16 protein-coding genes are annotated in these 17,638 nt (G+C 56.4%); 14 read left to right on the top strand and 2 right to left on the bottom strand.

Annotated elements, in window-relative coordinates:
* Positions 1-217: 217 nt before the first annotated feature.
* The gene (locus PV407_RS22265) at positions 218-1,096 is read right to left on the bottom strand and encodes a helix-turn-helix transcriptional regulator (RefSeq protein WP_332092196.1); all 879 of its coding nucleotides are present in this window, start codon (positions 1,094-1,096) and stop codon (positions 218-220) included.
* Positions 1,097-1,340: 244 nt separating this feature from the next.
* Between PV407_RS22265 and PV407_RS22260 the strand changes: the two genes are divergently transcribed.
* The 13 genes from PV407_RS22260 to PV407_RS22200 all read left to right on the top strand — a co-directional run bounded on the left by PV407_RS22260 (position 1,341) and on the right by PV407_RS22200 (position 15,241).
* Entirely contained in the window at positions 1,341-2,915 is a 1,575-nt protein-coding gene (locus PV407_RS22260; protein ID WP_332092195.1) for an extracellular solute-binding protein, read from the top strand.
* 27 nt (positions 2,916-2,942) lie between these two features.
* A complete protein-coding gene (locus tag PV407_RS22255; protein WP_332092194.1) occupies positions 2,943-3,842 on the top strand; it encodes an ABC transporter permease in 900 nt (299 codons plus the stop codon).
* 15 nt (positions 3,843-3,857) lie between these two features.
* Positions 3,858-4,739 (top strand): carbohydrate ABC transporter permease, encoded by an 882-nt coding sequence (locus tag PV407_RS22250; protein ID WP_332092193.1) that lies wholly within the window; start codon positions 3,858-3,860, stop codon positions 4,737-4,739.
* A gap of 9 nt (positions 4,740-4,748) precedes the next feature.
* The gene (locus tag PV407_RS22245) at positions 4,749-6,056 is read left to right on the top strand and encodes a neutral/alkaline non-lysosomal ceramidase N-terminal domain-containing protein (RefSeq protein ID WP_332092192.1); all 1,308 of its coding nucleotides are present in this window, start codon (positions 4,749-4,751) and stop codon (positions 6,054-6,056) included.
* On the top strand, positions 6,053-7,051 hold the full coding sequence (locus PV407_RS22240; protein ID WP_332092191.1) for a Gfo/Idh/MocA family protein: 999 nt from the start codon (positions 6,053-6,055) through the stop codon (positions 7,049-7,051). The genes PV407_RS22245 and PV407_RS22240 overlap by 4 nt, the downstream gene beginning before the upstream one ends.
* 24 nt (positions 7,052-7,075) lie before the next feature.
* Positions 7,076-8,074, top strand: coding sequence for a Gfo/Idh/MocA family protein (locus PV407_RS22235; RefSeq protein WP_332092190.1), 999 nt, complete (start codon positions 7,076-7,078; stop codon positions 8,072-8,074).
* Positions 8,075-8,224: 150 nt separating this feature from the next.
* A complete protein-coding gene (locus PV407_RS22230; protein ID WP_332092189.1) occupies positions 8,225-9,436 on the top strand; it encodes a DegT/DnrJ/EryC1/StrS family aminotransferase in 1,212 nt (403 codons plus the stop codon).
* A gap of 442 nt (positions 9,437-9,878) precedes the next feature.
* Positions 9,879-11,984, top strand: a complete 2,106-nt coding sequence (locus PV407_RS22225) for an immune inhibitor A domain-containing protein (protein WP_332092188.1) — start codon at positions 9,879-9,881, stop codon at positions 11,982-11,984.
* Between the two features lie 174 nt (positions 11,985-12,158).
* A complete protein-coding gene (locus tag PV407_RS22220; protein ID WP_332092187.1) occupies positions 12,159-12,740 on the top strand; it encodes a helix-turn-helix domain-containing protein in 582 nt (193 codons plus the stop codon).
* Positions 12,741-13,105: 365 nt separating this feature from the next.
* Entirely contained in the window at positions 13,106-13,720 is a 615-nt protein-coding gene (locus PV407_RS22215) for a TetR/AcrR family transcriptional regulator (RefSeq protein WP_332092186.1), read from the top strand.
* A gap of 1 nt (position 13,721) precedes the next feature.
* A complete protein-coding gene (locus tag PV407_RS22210) occupies positions 13,722-13,991 on the top strand; it encodes a hypothetical protein (RefSeq protein WP_332092185.1) in 270 nt (89 codons plus the stop codon).
* Positions 13,992-14,054: 63 nt separating this feature from the next.
* Positions 14,055-14,504, top strand: coding sequence for an MATE family efflux transporter (locus PV407_RS22205; protein WP_332092184.1), 450 nt, complete (start codon positions 14,055-14,057; stop codon positions 14,502-14,504).
* Positions 14,505-14,596: 92 nt separating this feature from the next.
* Positions 14,597-15,241 carry a hypothetical protein gene (locus PV407_RS22200; protein WP_332092183.1) on the top strand — a complete coding sequence of 215 codons (645 nt, stop codon included), beginning with the start codon at positions 14,597-14,599 and terminating at the stop codon, positions 15,239-15,241.
* Here the strand turns inward: PV407_RS22200 and PV407_RS22195 are convergent.
* Positions 15,229-16,059 carry an AraC family transcriptional regulator gene (locus PV407_RS22195; protein WP_332092182.1) on the bottom strand — a complete coding sequence of 277 codons (831 nt, stop codon included), beginning with the start codon at positions 16,057-16,059 and terminating at the stop codon, positions 15,229-15,231. The genes PV407_RS22200 and PV407_RS22195 overlap by 13 nt on opposite strands.
* 155 nt (positions 16,060-16,214) lie before the next feature.
* Here PV407_RS22195 and PV407_RS22190 point away from each other — a divergent pair, with 155 nt between their 5' ends.
* The gene (locus tag PV407_RS22190) at positions 16,215-17,582 is read left to right on the top strand and encodes an ABC transporter substrate-binding protein (RefSeq protein WP_332092181.1); all 1,368 of its coding nucleotides are present in this window, start codon (positions 16,215-16,217) and stop codon (positions 17,580-17,582) included.
* The last annotated feature ends 56 nt before the right edge of the window (positions 17,583-17,638 follow it).

The raw sequence follows: 17,638 nt of genomic DNA, 5'->3' as shown, positions 1-17,638 counted from the left end.
ATTATGAAAATAGCAGTCCTTCGGGACTGCTATTTTCTTTAAAAATGAACTTTTTGGAAAATTAGAAGACGTTCGAGACTCTTATTTGCTGCGAAATCGCCGTTCGGCATCGTTTCGCCTCCATTTACGAGTCTCAAAAGACTGCTAATATCGGCGATTTTTTTTCGATACGGGAGAATTGCCGAAAAAGCGGCCTTTCTTCCGGACCGGACCGCCGTTACGGGCGGGATTTCAGATGCTTCCGGCGGTACTCCTTCGGGGACATGCCCTTGATTTCCTTGAACACGCGGAAAAATGTCCGGAAATGCTCGAACCCGACCTCCGCCGATATGGCCGAAATGCTCATCGTTGACGTGGACAGCAGGCTGGCCGCCCTGACGATGCGCAGCATATGCAAATATTTGATAAACGTCTCTCCGACGTGCTCCTTGAACGAACGGCTTATATAGGACGGGCTCCAATTGAAGGTCCGCGCCAGCGAATTGAGCGTGATCGGTTCGTTATACCGCATATGCACAAAGCGGACGATATCCCAAATGTTGTTCTTCGATCCGGGTACCGTGGGGGCCGGCGGGTTCCGTTTCTCCCGATGGGTGCGTACGACGAGCACGAGCGCCTCGATCAATTTCGCGCGGATGATCGATTCCCGGCCGTATTTGTCGCTATCGTACTCTTCCGTCAGGCGGATCATAATTTGCTCCAGTGCCTTTGTCTGCTCCGCATTCAGCTCGTAATGCGACGGCAAATCCTGCCCGGATGTAAGCAGATCGTGGCCGATCGGAAGGTCGCAGGTCGAATGGAACAAAATGTTCATGTCGAACATGCACGAGTAAATTTCCAACGGCGCATCCGGATGGCTCTGAATGTAATGGATGTGATGCGGCAGCAAGAAGGAGACGGTGCCCGGCCGCAGCACGTGCCGGTAGCCGTTGATGATTTCGAAACCGCTTCCACCGACAACCAGAAACAGCTCGACGAAATCGTGATGGTGCAGCTGCGTCCTCATTTTCGAAAAGTGCAGAATGTAGAACGGTAGTTGGCCGTCGCCGAACTTTCCGAGTGCCAGACAATCTTGGTAAACGGGTATACCAGACATCGGAATTCCGCCTTTCCGTCAAGATCGTGTGAACCGGGGCATCGCCTTTATTGTACCATACTCGAACCGCCGGCGAGCATACGCGCAGGGAGGGGATATTTTTTTCAAAAACAATGCAGGTGGCAAATAAAAAATGACATGTTTGCCCGCCCTCGAACGGATATGCTGAAAAAAATCCGTCATCGTCAGCGCAGAGGCGCCAGCGCCTCCCGATCATTTCAGAAACGGAAAGGGGTCTTGCCGTATGAAACGAAAACGTTTTCTGGCCGCCTTCACAGCCATTGCCGTCGGCACGGGCGTGACGTTGTCCGCCTGCTCCGGGGAGACGAAAGAAGGAGCGGGCGAAGGCGGGGGCAGCGGGCCGGTTTCGCTCCACATACTCAATTCGCACGCGGGAGCGAAATACGCCCAGCAAGTAAAGGATAACGATCCTTACATCCAGGAGCTGAACAGGCTGTCGGGCTATACCGTCAAATGGGAGTTTCTGGGCCACACCGATTTCACGCAGCAGCTGACCCTTCGGTTCGTTTCCGGAGAATTGGCCGATTTGATCCGCACGACGGATATCGACGCCCAGATGCATCCCGGCGCGGTAGAGAACGGCATCTTTACGGAGCTTGGCCCCTTGATCGACAAGTACGGCCCGAACATTAAGAAAAACGTGCCGCAGGCGGCATGGAACAGCCCGAAGGTATCCAAAAACGGCAAAATTTACGCCATCCCGTATCCGAATCCGCTGCCGGCCCAGCGGGTCCTGTACATCCGGCAAGATTGGCTGGACAAACTGGGGATGAAGCAGCCGCGAACGCTCGACGAATGGACGACATATTTCGAGGCGGTCAAGTCGCAGGATATGAACGGGAACGGGGATCCGAACGACGAGTACGGCTTTTACGTACGCAACGGGCTTTCCTACAGCGACGTGTTCTTCAAGGAGTTCGGCTACCATCCGGCCGAGTGGACGTTCCGCGACGGCCAGCTGCAGCCCGGCATCATTCAGCCGGAGATGAAGGAAGCGGTCAAATGGTGGAAGACGATGTACGACAACAAGTACATCAACCCGGACTTTTTCACCGCGAAGCTCGACGATTGGGTGGCAGGCATTCTGAACGGCAAAGCCGGCTCCTGGATGTACGACTTTACGGCGTACAACGTGTCCTACCCGAAAGAAAAGTTCGTAAACCAACCGAACGTCAAGCTGGACATGATCAACGGACCGGTCGGCCCTGGCGGCAAGCACGGGTTGACGCCGCGCAACGACCAGATCGTCTACGTCTGGGTCATCCCGTCTTCCTCGAAAAAAGCGGCCGAAGCGATCAAGTTTCTCGACTGGGCTTGGTCTTCGCAGGAGGCGCAAACGTTTTTCGCATACGGGATCAAGGACAAAAATTACACGGTCGAAGCCGGCGGCATCAAATGGTCGAAGACGAGCCCGGCAAACGATGACAACGGCAACATGCCGTGGGTCTTCTACCAATACTCGATCAACCCGATCTATCTCGGAACGGTATCGCCGAAGCTCCTCGAGCTGGAGCCGAACAAGGATAAGCTGTTCGCCGGCAAAAAAATCGCCGAGGAGGAAATTTACGAGCATGACGGCCTGTTCATGCCCGCCCTCAAAGCGTTTCAGACGAGGCCCGAGCTTGTGCCCGGCGTAGGGACGGGAACGCTGTTCATGGATATGTTCGCGAAGGCGATTACCGGCAAAGAACCGCTCGATGCGGCGTTCGACGGATTCGTGAAAGAGTGGAAGCGCCGGGGCGGCGACGAAGCGATCAAGGAAGCGACCAAATGGTATGCCGATTTTCACAAAAAATAACCGGAACCGGAAGGGGGAGACGCATCCATGGCTCGGAAAAGGCTGACCGTTGAAAAGATTTCCCTCCTTCTGATCGCCTTGCCCGGCATTCTGCATTTTGTCGTCTTCAAGTACGTCCCGCTGCTTGGCAACGTCATGGCGTTTCAGGATTTCAACATGTTCAAAGGCTTTTTCGGCAGCGACTGGGTCGGTTTCAAACATTTCGCGACGATGTTCCAATACCCCGAGTTTTACCAAATATTGCGCAATACGCTGCTGCTCAGCTTCTATTCGATCGTATTCGGGTTCCCCGCGCCGCTCGTCCTCGCCCTGCTGCTGAATGAGGTCCGAAGCATGTGGTTCAAGCGGCCGGTGCAAACGCTGCTCTATTTGCCGCACTTTTTGTCCTGGATCATCGTGGGAGGCATCTTTCTGAATTTGCTTTCGGCTACGGGCATCGTCAACATGACGCTGGCGTCGTTCGGGATGAACCCTCAGCAGTTTTTGACGGAGCCGGGATATTTCCGGCCCGTTCTTGTTTTCATTTCGATCTGGAAGGAAGTGGGCTGGGGGACGATTTTGTATTTGGCGGCGCTCGCCGGCGTCAACCCGAACCTGTACGAGGCGGCTAGGGTCGACGGCGCGAGCCGGCTGCGGCAAATGCGGCACATTACGCTGCCGTCGCTCGTGCCCACGATCGTCGTGCTGTTCCTGCTCCGGATCGGCGGGGTGCTGGAGGCCAACGCGGAGCAGGTGCTCGTGTTCATCAATCCGGTCAACCGCGAGGCGGCGGAGGTGATCGATACGTACGTGTACCGGGTCGGCCTGCTGGGCGCCCAGTTCAGCTATACGACGGCGATCGGCATATTCCAGGCGCTCGTCGGGCTGCTGCTCATCGTCGTCCTGAATGCGGTCAGCAAAAAAACGACAGGCGAAAGCATCTACTAGAAAGGAGCCTGCGATATGCCGGCATATCGAACGGATCGCTGGTTTCCGTTATGGAACGGAACGATTTTGGTCCTTGCATGCTTCACGATGGTCGCCCCGATGATTCATTTGCTCGCGGTTTCGCTAAGCGATCCGGTCTACGCGAATGCCAAGCTGGTCGGTCTGTGGCCGAAAGGGTTCAGCCTTGTCGCCTACAAGGAAATTTTGTCGTTGGACCGGTTGTGGCGATCGTTCGGCATCTCGGTTTATTTATGCGCGATGGGGACGCTCATATTTTTGGCGTTTACGACCTCGTTCTCGTACGCGCTGTCCCGGCCCAACATGCCGATGCGCAAATGGGTGCTGCAGGGAGTTCTCGTCACCCTTGTGTTTACGTCGCCGCTCATACCGAACTATATGCTCGTCCGCTCGCTCGGGTTGGAAAATACGCTGTGGGCGCTTATGATTCCCGGCGCTTTGAGCGCGTTTTCGGTCATAATCATGAAAACGTTTTTTCAAGGGATTTCGTCGGAGCTGTTCGACGCCGCCAAAATCGACGGCAGCGGCGAATGTTCCGTATACGCCAAAATCGCGCTTCCGCTGTCTGCGCCGGTCATCGCCACGCTCAGTCTGTTTCATGTGGTCGGGCTGTGGAATTCGTACTTCGGCGCCATCATCTACATCCGGAACAAGGATTTGTACCCGCTCCAGGTCGTGCTCCGCAGTCTGATCGTGGAAAACGGCGCCGCTACCGCGGTCGACGTAGCCGGAGGCGCAGCGGAGATTGCGGTGCCGGCGACGCCGGAACAGCTGAAGGCGGGCATCATTTTGGTAGCGACTGTCCCGATATTGTTCGTATATCCGTTTATCCAGAAGCATTTCGTCAAAGGCGCGATGCTTGGCTCGCTGAAAGAGTAGGTGATTGCCATGAAACTGTATGTGGGCGCCGCAAAAGCGGATATTACGCCGACCGAGCCGGTGCCGCTCGCCGGGTTTGCCGTTCGCGGCAACAAGCCGTTCGAGCGGATCGAGAGCGATATTTACGTCAAAGTGCTGTTTTTTCGACAGAAGGACGCGGACGGGACCGTCCGCCAGGCGGTCGTCGCGGCCGCCGACCTGATCTGGTGGGGATCGGACCGGATGGCGGGCATCCGCGAACGGTTGAAGGCGCGGTGGGGGCTCGGTCCCGAACGTATCGTGCTGAACGCGACCCACAGCCATTCCGGCCCGCAGACGTGCAGTACGTTCCACCGGATGCTCGGCAGGGCGAATTCCGCCTACGTGGCTTTTTTGGAAGAACGGCTGCTGGAAGCGATCGACTCAGCGGCGGGCAATCTCGAGCCGGTCTCGATCGAACGCGGGACGGGGGAAAGCCGCATTGGCGTGCAGCGCAGACGGTATGCCGACGGCAAGGTGTACGGCGGGCCGAATCCCAACGGGCCGATGGACCCGGAAGTGAACGTCGTCCGGTTCCGGACCGAAGACGGGCGGACGAAGGCGCTGATCGTCCATTACGCCTGCCATCCGATCACATCGACCGAAAACGAGGTGTCGGCCGAATTCGCCGGCTATGCGACGGAACGGTTGGAGCGGGAACACGAAGGTTCGGTATGTCTATATTTGCAAGGCTGCTGCGGCGACATCGCCATTTCCAAATCGTCCGCCCCCTCCGAGGCGGCGACGGATCGCGAGAAGATGGCGTATTTCGGCGAGAAGCTCGCCGATACGGTATCGGACGTGCTGGCGTCGTCGATGAAGCCGCTTGCATCGTGCGCGCTGCGCGGCCTATACCGGACGGTGCCGCTCAAGCTGCTCCCGCTGCCGGACCGGGAGCGGCTGGCCGCCGTTGCGGCCGCGGGAGAGCCGCCTTATGACGAATGGGCCTCGTACATGCTCGAACGGTACGACGAACGGCCTGCGGCGCTCGGCATGGAGATGACGCGGCTCGATGTGGCCGACGGTTTAACGCTCTTGACGATGAACGCGGAGGTGGTCGTCGACTATGGGCTGTACATGAAGCGGTTGTCCGCGGGGAATGTGCTTCCGGTGGCCTATACGAACGGGATGATCGGCTACGTGCCTACCGCGGAGCAGCATCCGTACCGAGGATACGAGTCCGATTTGTCCACGTATTATTTCCATATGCCGTCCAGGCTCGACCCGGCGTCGGACCGTGACTTCAGGGCGGCGCTCGCGGACATGATCCGTCCGCAATCGGGGGAGGGGAGCGTATGAATGCGGCCATTGTCGGCCTCGGGCCGGTCGGCCTTTCCTATGCGGAAACGCTGTCCCGCATCGCGGGAGTCCGCTTGGCCGCCGTCTGCGATCTTGACGAACCGCCGGAGATGGCGGCGGCAAAGTACGGGGCGGCTCCGTATCGTTCGTATGACGACCTGCTCGCGTCCGGACGCGCGGACGTCGTATGCCTGGCGATTCCGGCACGGTTGCGCGAACCGTACGTGCGGCGTGCGGCGGAACGGGGATTGCATGTCGTTTGCGGGAAGCCGCTGTCGTTCGATCCGGAGGAGGCGCGGCGAATCGCGGATGCGTGCGAACGGTGCGGCGTGAAGCTGTTCGTCGAGCATCCGCTGCGCTTTTCGCCCGAATATGCGAATTTGCGCCGCCACGCCGTATCCGGCGCGATCGGCGCGATCGGCGTCGGCCATTTGAAGCGAGTGGCAGGGAGCGATTCGCGCGCCGCCGGCACGGACCTCGTCTTCGACCATATGCTCCATGACCTCGATTTCGTCCGGTGGACGCTCGGGGACGTGAAAACCGTCTTCGCCGCGGACAGGCGGACGGACCGCCTGCACTATATGACGGCCACGCTGCGGCTGTGCGGCGGAGCGATCGTCAATTTGGAGACGGTGCTCGGTTATCCGGGGCCGTCCGGGACCGAGGCGGAGCTGGCCGGCTCGAACGGTCTGCTGCGGGCCGACAGCCGGGCGTCCCGGTCGCTCGTCGTACGCAAGGCGGGATTGCGCAAATCGGACGAAGCCGGCAACGACGATACGGCCGCGAAGCCGGATGCGGACGACAGCGCCGCCATGCCGCCGGGACCGGTGGCGAAGCCGACCCGGCAGTCGGCGCTCGAGCATGCGATCGCCTGTATCCGCGACCGCTGCGAGCCCGTTATGACGGCGGAGGACGCCGTCAAGGCGGTGGAGCTCGCCTCGGCGGTCGCGCGCTCCGCCCGGACGGGCATGCCGGTGCGGCTGGCGAGCGGTTAATCCGCTGTGCAAGGAGGAACGCGAATGAAGGACAAAGTGAAAATCGGCATGATCAGCTTCGCGCATTCCCATGCGTTTACGTTTCTGAACGAGCTGATGAACCGGTCGGACGTCGTCGTAACCGGCGTGTACGACGAGTCGCGGGAACGCGTGCAGTCGGTGACGGACCGCTACGGTCTGACCTTCTACGGCAATCACGCCGAACTGCTCGCCGCCGATGTGGATGCCGTCGTCATCTGTTCGGAGAATGCGCGGCACGCCCCGCTGGCGCTCGACGCGGCCGCGGCCGGCAAGCATGTGCTGTGCGAGAAGCCGCTCGCCACCACGATCGCGGACATGCGGGCGATGATCGCGGCTTGCCGCGACAGCGGCGTGCAGCTTATGACCGCGTATCCGTGCCGCTACTTGCCGGCCGTCGCCGAGGCGAAGACGGCGGTCGACCGCGGGGAAATCGGCCGGCTGCTGGCGATCAAAGGGACGAACCGCGGCCGCATGTCGGGCCGATGGTTCGTCGACCGCGCGCTTTCCGGCGGCGGCGCGATCATGGATCACACGGTTCATCTGATGGACCTGATGAATTGGTTTACGGGCTCCGTCCCCGTCGAAGTGTACGCCGAGGCGGGGACGCTGTTTCACCGCGAGCTGGATGTCGAGGACGCGGCCATGATTCACGTCCGATACGCGGACGGCGTCATCGGCGTATTGGATCCGAGCTGGTCGCGGGTGCCGAGCTATCCCGGTAGCGCCGACGTCGCGATGCACGTCATCGGCACGGATGGCGCCATCGAACTGAATGCGTTCGCCCAGCGGAACGAAGTATACCGCAACGACAAGCCGCGAGCCGAGTGGAGCTATTGGGGGGACGGCATGGAGCGGTTCATGATCGGTGAGTTCGTCGAGGCGGTGAAGGAAGGGAGGAACGTAGCCGTCACGGGCGAAGACGGGCTGCGATCGGCGGCGGTCGCGGTCGCGGCGTACGAATCGTCGCGGACCGGAAAGCCGGTGCCGCTCGTTTTATCCTGAATCGTTCGCAATGGAGGCGAACGCGAACCCCGTTAAAGGGATATTCGTAAAAATTCGGCAACAGCAGGGAAAGAAATAGCACGTTCCCGCAGGGCGTTTCCGTTACGATGAACACGAATCCGGCGCAAGCGAGAGGAGAAAGGAAGCCTTATGGAAAAACTGGCGATAGACGGCGGCACTCCCGTAAGAACGGGCGGCTTCGCCGAGTGGCCGATTTTCGGGGATTTGGAAGTGCAATTGCTCAAGGAGGTCATCGCGTCGGGCAAATGGGGCGGTTCCGGCGCGGTCAAAAACGCCGCTTACCAGCCGAAGCTTCCCGAGCTGGAACGGAAATTCGCCGCCATGCAGGATGCTTCCCGCGCGATCAGCGTCGTCAACGGCACCGTGGCGATCACGGTGGCGCTGCAAGCGGCCGGCGTCAAACCCGGCGACGAAGTCATCGTCCCGCCGTACACGTTCATCGCGACCGCGTCTGCGGCATTGGCTTACGGCGTCATACCCGTTTTCGCCGACATCGAGGAGGATACGATGCTGATCGATCCCGCCAAAGCGGAGGAACGCGTCGGCCCGAGGACGAAGGCCATCATTGCCGTCCATGTAGCCGGAGCGCCGGCGAATATGACCCGCTTGAAGGAAATCGCCGATCGGCACGGTCTCGTGTTGATCGAGGATGCGGCGCAGGCTGTCGGCGCCAGGTGGGAGGGCAAAGGAGTCGGCTCCATCGGGGATTTGGGCACGTTCAGCCTGCAGTCCAGCAAAAACTTGACGTCCGGTGAAGGAGGCATGATCACGACCAACGACGAGCGGTATTGGAGCAACGCGTGGTCGGTCTGCAATGTCGGACGCGTGCCGAACGGCGCATGGTACCAACACGAAAAAATCGGACAAAATTACCGGATGACGGAGCTGCAGGCCGCTGTGGCCCTTGCGCAGCTGACCCGTCTCGAGGAGCAAATGCGCAGGCGCGAGGCGAATGCGGCGCTGCTCGACGAGCTGCTCGGCGAAATCGAAGGCGTCCGGCTGCTCAGGCGCGATCCGCGCATGACGAGGCACGCGTACCATCTGTATATATTCAAGCTCGCGCCGGAGTTGGCCGAGCGGGTCGACAAGGACGATTTTTGTAAAAAGGTGATGGCGGAAGGCGTGCCGCTCTATGGCGGGTATGTGCCGTTGAACCGCAATGAAGCCGTTATTCGGGCGACAAAGGAGTGGACGGGCGAGGAGCGCATCTACGATTGTCCGATCTGCGAGCGGCTTTGCGCCAACGAAAGCGTCTGGCTCACCCAAAACTTGCTGCTCTCGGACGAACGGGCCATGCACGATATCGCCATGGCGGTGCGAAAAGTAATCCGCTCGTATTGAGAGGGCCCGAAACCGGATATGATGCGAAAAACCGCGCATGCAAACGCATGCGCGGTTTTTCGTGTGTCTTCGTTCGGAGGCCCGGTCCGGCAACAACCGGATATGTCCGGAAAGAACCGGATATATACGCGGGTCATCGCTTCCATTACGCTGGAAGCAGAGGCGAAAACGGACAAGGCGGAAAGGAGGGGAGCACGGACGGCCGTTCGCCATGCGGATAGGCGGTGGAGAACAAGCAGGCGTCGCTAGATGAATATGGGGAGTGATGATGGTGAAACGAAGGAAATTGACGGCGCTTTGGGCCGCGGCCGTACTCGGCGTTTCGCTTTGCGTTCCGGCGGGAGTGCTTGCGAACGGCGGGAGCGGTGCCGGAGCCAAACCGGAACCGGCCTTTACTTCAGATGCGGGGTTAGGCGGTTTGACGCGGCAGACGGAGGTTGGGATGCATGCCGCCGGATTCGAGGCGGAATCGCCCGTACAGGAGGAAATGGCGATCCGGGAGCAAAACCGGTTCGCGGAGGGCGTCCGCAAAATGGCGGAGATGCGGTCGCTAACGGCGTCCGTGTACGGCCCGCCCGGACAGTTCGGGAAAAACGGCTTGACGGGGGGCGGAGTAAGTCCGGCGACGCCGGAGCCGTGGAACGGCCCGGTGCGCGAAGCGAAGCTGCTCGTGCTGCTGATCGAATTTCCCGACTATTACCACAACAGCCTCAAGCCGGAGGAAACGAGCCACTATTACCCGGACTACTCGAATCAGCACTATGAGAACATGATTTTCAGCCCGAACGGTTATACGGGTCCAAACGGCGAAGCCTTGCAATCCGTTCGGCAATATTATGAGGAACAGTCCGGCGGAAGCTACACGCTGACCGGCCAGGTCGGCGGCTGGTACAAAGCCAAAAAATCGGCCTCCTATTACGGGGCCAACACCGAGACGCAGCAGCGTTACATCGAGCTTGTCAAGGAAGCTTTGGAAGCGGCCGCACAAGATCCGACCGTCGATCTGACGCAGTTTGACGTCGAGGACCGGTACGATTTAGACAAGGACGGCATCTACGACGAGCCCGACGGCGTGATCGACCATCTATACGTCATTCACTCCGGTCTCGGGGAAGAGACGGGGGGCGGTCTGATCGGCACGGATGCCCTGTGGGCCCGGAGATGGAGCATGCTGAACTTCGACCCGATTCCCGGCTCGACGATGAAGGCGTTCAACTACATGGTCGTGGACGAGGCGGTCGCTCCCGGCATTCTCGCGCACGAATACGCGCACGATCTGGGCTTGCCGGACGAGCGGCCGGCGCCGCCGATCTCGTACTGGTCGATTATGGATAAAGGCGCGTGGGCCGGCAAGCCGGCAGGGACGTCGCCGTCCGGGTTCAACCCGTGGGACAAAGCGTTCCTGCAGGCGACGCTCGGGGGAAATTGGTCGAGCGGGACGGCGGTGAACGCCGAAGCTTTGAGCGCAACCGGTCTAGAGCTGCTTCTGGACCAAGCTTCCATGAAGGGTACGAATAACGACGTCATTCGCGTCAATTTGCCGACCCGTGTGGCCACGGTCCAAAGCGCTACTTATGCTTATTTCAGCGGGCGAGGGAACGGTGTCGATTCGACGATGACCGCGGCCGTCGATTTGCGGGGCCGGTCGCAAGTATGGCTGAATTTCAAAGCGTCGTACCATATCGTCGGCGCGAAAGACCTCGCCGCCGTCGAAGTGAAGCCGGCCGGCGCGACCCAATGGACGTCGGTACCGGGCAACCTGACCAACATTACACTCGGCGCCACCTCGTCGACACCGGTCGGCATTCGCGGCAAAACGTACGGCACTTGGGTGGATGCGGCGTTCAATTTATCTGCCTATGCCGGCCAGCAAATCGAACTGCGCATCCGGTTCACGACCGATTCGGCGACGTACACGGGCTCCCTGAACGGCAACCGCTTCTTCAACAGCCGGAGCTTGGGCCTTTATGTCGACGATCTGCGCATAACGGCCGACGGCAACGTCCTGTTGACGGACAATGCGGAAGGCGTTCCCGCTTTCACTTTGAACGGGTTCATCAAAAGCGACGGCATCGACCGGACGATCCGCTACTACTTGCTGGAGTGGCGAACGCATACCGGATTCGACGCCGGGCTGAGCTCGATCCGTTACGGCAACGGCCTGTCGTACGACGAAGGACTTCTTGTCTGGTACGTCGACGAAACGTACGGCGTGAACAACTGGACGATGGAAGGCGGGTTTTTAGGCGTTGTCGATGCCGATCAGCACGTGCTGAAATGGAGTGACGGCTCGCTCGGCGAGCTGCAGTTCCAGCTTCATGACGCCGCCTTCAACACGTCGGACAGCTCGCCCTTCCATTACGACGTCAGCTACAAGTCGATCTCGGATACGTACGTGCAGGCCGTACCGCTATTCGACGATAGTAACAGCTACCGAAACCCGCTTTATCCGGACGCGGGGCGCGTGCTGCCGCAGCACGGGCTGAAGATCGAGGTCGTGGAGAAGAGCGCCGACGGCAGCGCGGCGAAAATACGGTTATACCGATAGGTAGCGGGCGGATCGGATGCGATCCGCCTTTTCGCCATGCAATATTTCAAAAAACGTACCGGTTCCGGCCAAAAAGTGTCATTTTTCCGGCTCTCCGTTTCGGTATGATGAAGGCGCGAAACGAACATGACCATTTCCACGACATGCGAAACGCCCGCTTGGAGGTGAAGGAAAATGTACTTGAAGGTAAAGCCTGTACAAGCCGATTCTCGGGACCGGGACGGACCCTATGCGTCCGTTTCTTTCGTGCTGTGGATCAACGGGAAGGAGGGAAGCGAACGGTTTCTGCGCTTCGAGGAAGGAGAAACCGTCGATATCAGCGCCCTTCTCAAGCCTGGACACCAAATGATCGTCGTCCAGAAAGTCGAGAAGAAGCATCCGTGGGAAGGCAGGTCGAAATGCTCGGGATTGTCTTCCGAAGAACTGACGAATGAAGTTGTCCGTTACATTCATTCACATTACCGATCGAGCAATATCAGCTTGAAGGAGCTGGCGCATCGGCTCGGCATGTCCGCCTCCTGCCTGAGCAGGGCGATCAAGGAACGAACGGGCTTCACGTTTACCGACCTCGTGCTGAGGCTGCGCATTGAAGAGATGAAGCGGGAATTGCGCAATTCGGACAAAACGGTCCGGGACATCGTCCTCGACTCGGGCTACTTGGGTGTCTCGAACCTGATCGCCAAGTTCAAAAGGATGGAAGGGGTTACGCCGGGACAATACAGAAAGCTTCACGAAAGCGGGCGCGAAGCCACCTGAACCATGACTCGATGTCCGGCAAGCGTTCGCCAACTGTTGAACGGAATACCGGACACGCAACCTAAGCCGATCGATAGGGAGAAGCACTCCTTTGAGGGCCTATGGCTTTCTTTGGTGTGCTTTGAGTTTTTTTCTCTAACACAAATCTCTTATGGAGGAAGGGTACGCCCTGTTGTCCGGCCGGACGGCCCCTGCTTGCTGTGCGATGTGGGACCCGCAGAAGTAAGCTCCGATTCGAAACGCTCGACAAGGAAACGATTATATAGAAAAAAAAGAAAAAGCATTTGAAATTTTTAACACGCTTTAATATAATGACTTTAAAGTCAATTAATGAATATAAATTCTAAAAATAGGGGGTACAAGGTATGACTCCAAAAATTTCTTTGAAGGAAAAACAGCGTGAGGATCGAGAACGGCTTATTTTACATTACGCGGAGAGAGTGATGCTGGAAAAAGGCTACCATGATGTCAGTATGGATGAAATTGCTGCTGGGGTTGGTGTTGCCAAAGGTACACTATACCTACACTTCCCCAAAAAAGAAGACCTTGCGTATGCGTTGGTAAAGCCCAAGATGCAGTCGTTTCTCAGTTCCGTCGAAGAAGCGAAAGCTCTTTCGGACGGTCCGAAAGAAAAGCTCATGTATCTCCTTAAGCGCGAATTGACAGGAGCCTTTTTCCAATTTTTGCTGAAGAGCGGTTCCGACATGACAACGATCTTCAAATCGTACGAAACGGAGATCAATGAAATGCTCCCCCAAATCTTTAGCGGCATCCATGAGATTTTGAACGAAGGAATAAGAAAAGGGTTATTTGAGCCCGAATTGCCGGTCGAGTTTATGTCTTCGGCCTTCATTAACTTATTTGAGCCGCATTTGTATAAAGAGATGGTGATGGTAAGGAGTATGCCGGCAGACGTATACATCCGACATACCGCAAACCTATTTTTCCGAGGCATTATGAAATCCAAGGAGACGGAATAGCATGAACAATTATCAAGAATTGATGAGTCTGAAGTTCGGGGAAGTCGTAACGGAGGAACAATTCAAATGGCTCCATGAAATCGTATTTCTTTCGGCACTGCAAGAGGTTTTGAGTTCAAGCGAGTTGGCGCACCGCAAAGAGGGGGAAGGGCCTTACCCGGAGCAGTTCGAGCTACTAAATCAGGTTTTTGGAATGAGCCCCCAACAATTTGAAGCGCGGCTAGAGTCGTTTGATCAGCACGTCCAAAGGAAAGGCAAGTTAGGGAAATGAACCGAAACAGAGCCTTAACAACCGGCCCGATCGGAAAAACGTTGTTCTATCGCCCATATCCAAATGCCGGGAATAGCGCTCGGCGGCGCTTTAACGGCGATGGCAGCGCAAAACATCGGTGCAGGCAAGTGGGAACGGGTGAATCGCGCCGCTCTGGCAGGCATTGGGATAAATTTGCTGCTGACGGGTGTATTGGTTCTAATATGTATCCTGTTCAGAGACGAAATTCTTTCGCTCTTTTTACCGGCGAAAGGGAACGCCCTAGAAATCGGCAAACAAATCATTTTGATTACATTTTGGTCCTATATTTTGTTCGGGATTTCGCTTGTCATTGCTCGCCTATTTTTTAGGAAGGAATTACGGATTGAGCGAGTTATGGTGGAGCTTCCCGATTTCTCTTGTCTGTTCGGCTATCCTTTTTGCCGGTTATTACCTATCGGGAAAATGGAAAAAAAGTATGAAAGAGAATGCAGACAGGGCTGCCTCTACAAACTGATCGTCACATGGATATAAACGGCGGCCCCGATTATTTTCCCATTTTGTGGTATGATGAGGATTAGAAACCGCTTCGGATACGAAGGACTGGGAAGGAGGAGGGGGGCAGCGTGTGGGCCAGATGGGTGCGTTATCAGAAAGAACGAATGTTCTGGGGCGTGGCGGGCAGTTTGGTCGTCTTCCTGATCGGACTGGCGGTCGTTGTGGCGATGAGCATGTACCGCTTGTTCGGGTATACGTATCTGAAAGAGATCGACTATGAGCGGTTCCGGACGGCGGCAGAGCTTGCTGCAGGTTCTCCGGTCGTTGTCAGAGCGACTGCAACCGCAGATGCGGTGCCTTACAACCTTCCGTATGATCACTTTACGAAAACGAAAGTAACGATCGACGAGATACTGCAGGATGAGAGCGGATCGCTGCAGCCCGGCGGAACGCTGACGGTGCTGGAACAATATTGGATCAAAGGGCGGGCGATGTTTCCGAAGCAAACGGTCTACAATGGCAACTATTATTCGAAGCTGGTTCCGGGTGCATCTTATTTGCTCTATTTAGCGGAAGCGCCGCAGCATGACGGCTACTGGACCGTGGCGTTCCATCAGGGCAAGTATAATCTCGACGGCAAAGACAAACTGGAGCGGCGTATGGAGAAAAAGGATCCGCGTTACGGCGAATTGAAGCAGCTGGTGCTGGCGGCGTATGCCGTCAGGAGCGAAAAGGTCTCGCCGCCGAGTCCTTTTCTTTTTCACTCATTTTGACGATGAAAGGCCGGGCGCGCGGGATGCCGGCTGTTTCGGAATGCGGCCGGCGATAGGCCGAACTTCGCTTTAAACGCCTTATGGAAAAACGTGTAGCTGCCGAAGCCGCAGCTGTCCGCGATTTCTTCCAGCGTCATCGTCGTATACGTCATCCTGTCCACTGTTGCCGCCAAACGCAGGTCCAGCGCGAATTGCATGATCGTTTTACCGTAATTGGCTTTAAAAATCCGTGAAGAACGGGATACGCTCAGCTCTACGTATTTTGCGACATCCTCCACTTTGAACGAACGGTGGACATTTCGTTGAATAAACCTCTTCATGCGGGAAGCGGTGAAAGCGTGGTTGTCGGGTGAATCGTTTTCTGCCAATGATTTGTCCAGGCAAAGACATAGCGAACGGAACAAATAATTCAGCAATTCGTTATTTTCCCGAAGAGAACCGTTCTTTTCGGAAATGATCTGTCTCCATAAATGGAGGAGATCTTCGTTTACATCGATACGGGCTTTGACGGGTCTGGGCGAACGGGCCCACCATTCGTCAAGCCATTCTCCTTGTCCGTACAGGTAATAATCTCCGCTGACAATATCGGTCTGCATTTGATCCTCGCACATGCCATCAACCTTTAACTCGTATGCACTTCCAGGCTTCAGCAGGACCAGATCTCCCGCTTCAATCCGTAATTGCTCCCCGTCCACGTATATGGTACAAGAGCCCTCCGATTGCAGCCGGAACAGGTATGTATTCAATCGATGCAGATCTTGAACAAAACGTTTGGCGTGAAAAGAATAGCCGCAAGACATAACCTCGTTGTCCACCATATCACCAACTGAACGCCGCGATAATATGAAGATTTTACTAACAGCAAGATAGTGTATCTATTTGATAGTATCGCTTATTCATCTCCCCGTCAACGAACGTTACAATAATTTTGGAAATGAAGCCTTACACAGAGCCATCATGGAAGGGGAGGAAAATGGATATCAACGGAGCAACAAAAAGGTTTATTCGTGGATGGATAGTCGCCATAACCGCAATATCCGTCGCCGGCTGCTCATCGGACAGTCTGCCGAACAAAGAGGAAGCGAAAGCGGAAACAGGAGGCTCGAACGGTCAGGAAGCTAGGGCCGGCGAGCCGATCGTGAAAGAACCGGTAACGCTAAAGCTTTACTCCCACTATGCCGCAATCAATAACGATCAGGATGTGCAATCCGTTTTCGGCACGGTGCTGGCCAAGCATCCGAATATTACAATCGAATTGGTTAAAGGTGTCAACATTGCAGACCTGATCGCCGCCAAGGAAATCCCCGACCTTATCGCCGTACCGAACGGTTCGATGTATGACATGCTGAACCTCGGACTCGCAAGCGACCTGAACGACGATTTTGTAAAAAAATACGGGGTTGATTTCAATCGTTTTGAGCCGGAAGCAGTTAAAGCGTTACGATCGTACGGCAAAAAAGGCGAGGTGTACGGAATCCCCTATACGCTTAATTATGGAGCTTTAATTTATAACAAGGACATTTTCGATACATTCGCCGTCCCTTATCCGAAGGATGGAATGACATGGGAGGAGATTACCGATCTGGCCGCGAAAGTTACACGCGTAGATAGCGGAACTTCATTCATCGGCCTCGATCCCGGCGCTATCAAATCGTTTAGCCGCAGTTATATGCTTCCGACAGTCAATCAAACCGAAGATCGGGCCGTTCTCGATTCGGAAGGCTACAAACGGCTGTTTTCCTTATTAAAGGACATGTACGACATTCCCGGAGTCGTCGATCCCAAAAATAAGTATTCGTACGGGATCGACTGGTTTTTGAAAGAACAGAAGCTGGCGATGCACTCCGCCTGGCTTGCAGCCATTACGAGCCGCCTGCCGCCTTTTGAACAGTCCGGTAATACATTCAGCTGGGATTTGGCAGGACATCCGGTATTCAGCGACCGGCCGGGCATCGGGAAGGAGATTGAGTTCCAATCGCTGCTTGTTCCGGCCGCGAGCAAACATAAAGAAGCCGCTTACCGCGTGCTTTTGACCCTCATCGGGGACGAAGCTCAGTCGGTTATGAATAAAGGAAATAACCTGACCATTTTAAATAAACCGGAACTGAGAGTCGAATTCGCTTCCAATACGAACATTTACAAAGGCAAAAATCTCGAAGGCGTGTTCAAGATCAAGCCTGCTCCCGCGCCGATGTATTCGGAGTACGATGCGGAAAACTACAAGTATTTGGGGGATGCGCAGAAAAGCATGATCGTGGACAAAGAGGACATTAATACCGTTCTCCGGACTGCTAACGAGAGAGCGAACAAGTATATGGAAACGGTAAAGTCGCAGAAGTAGAGGCTCTTCTTTTGCAAAGCCGATCGGGAATAACCCCATGACCAGGGAAGGACTGC

This window comes from Paenibacillus sp. GYB003 (assembly GCF_036577625.1).
In the GTDB taxonomy this organism is placed as follows: Bacteria; Bacillota; Bacilli; order Paenibacillales; family NBRC-103111; genus Paenibacillus_AB.
This window is presented reverse-complemented; position numbering and strand designations above follow the sequence as displayed.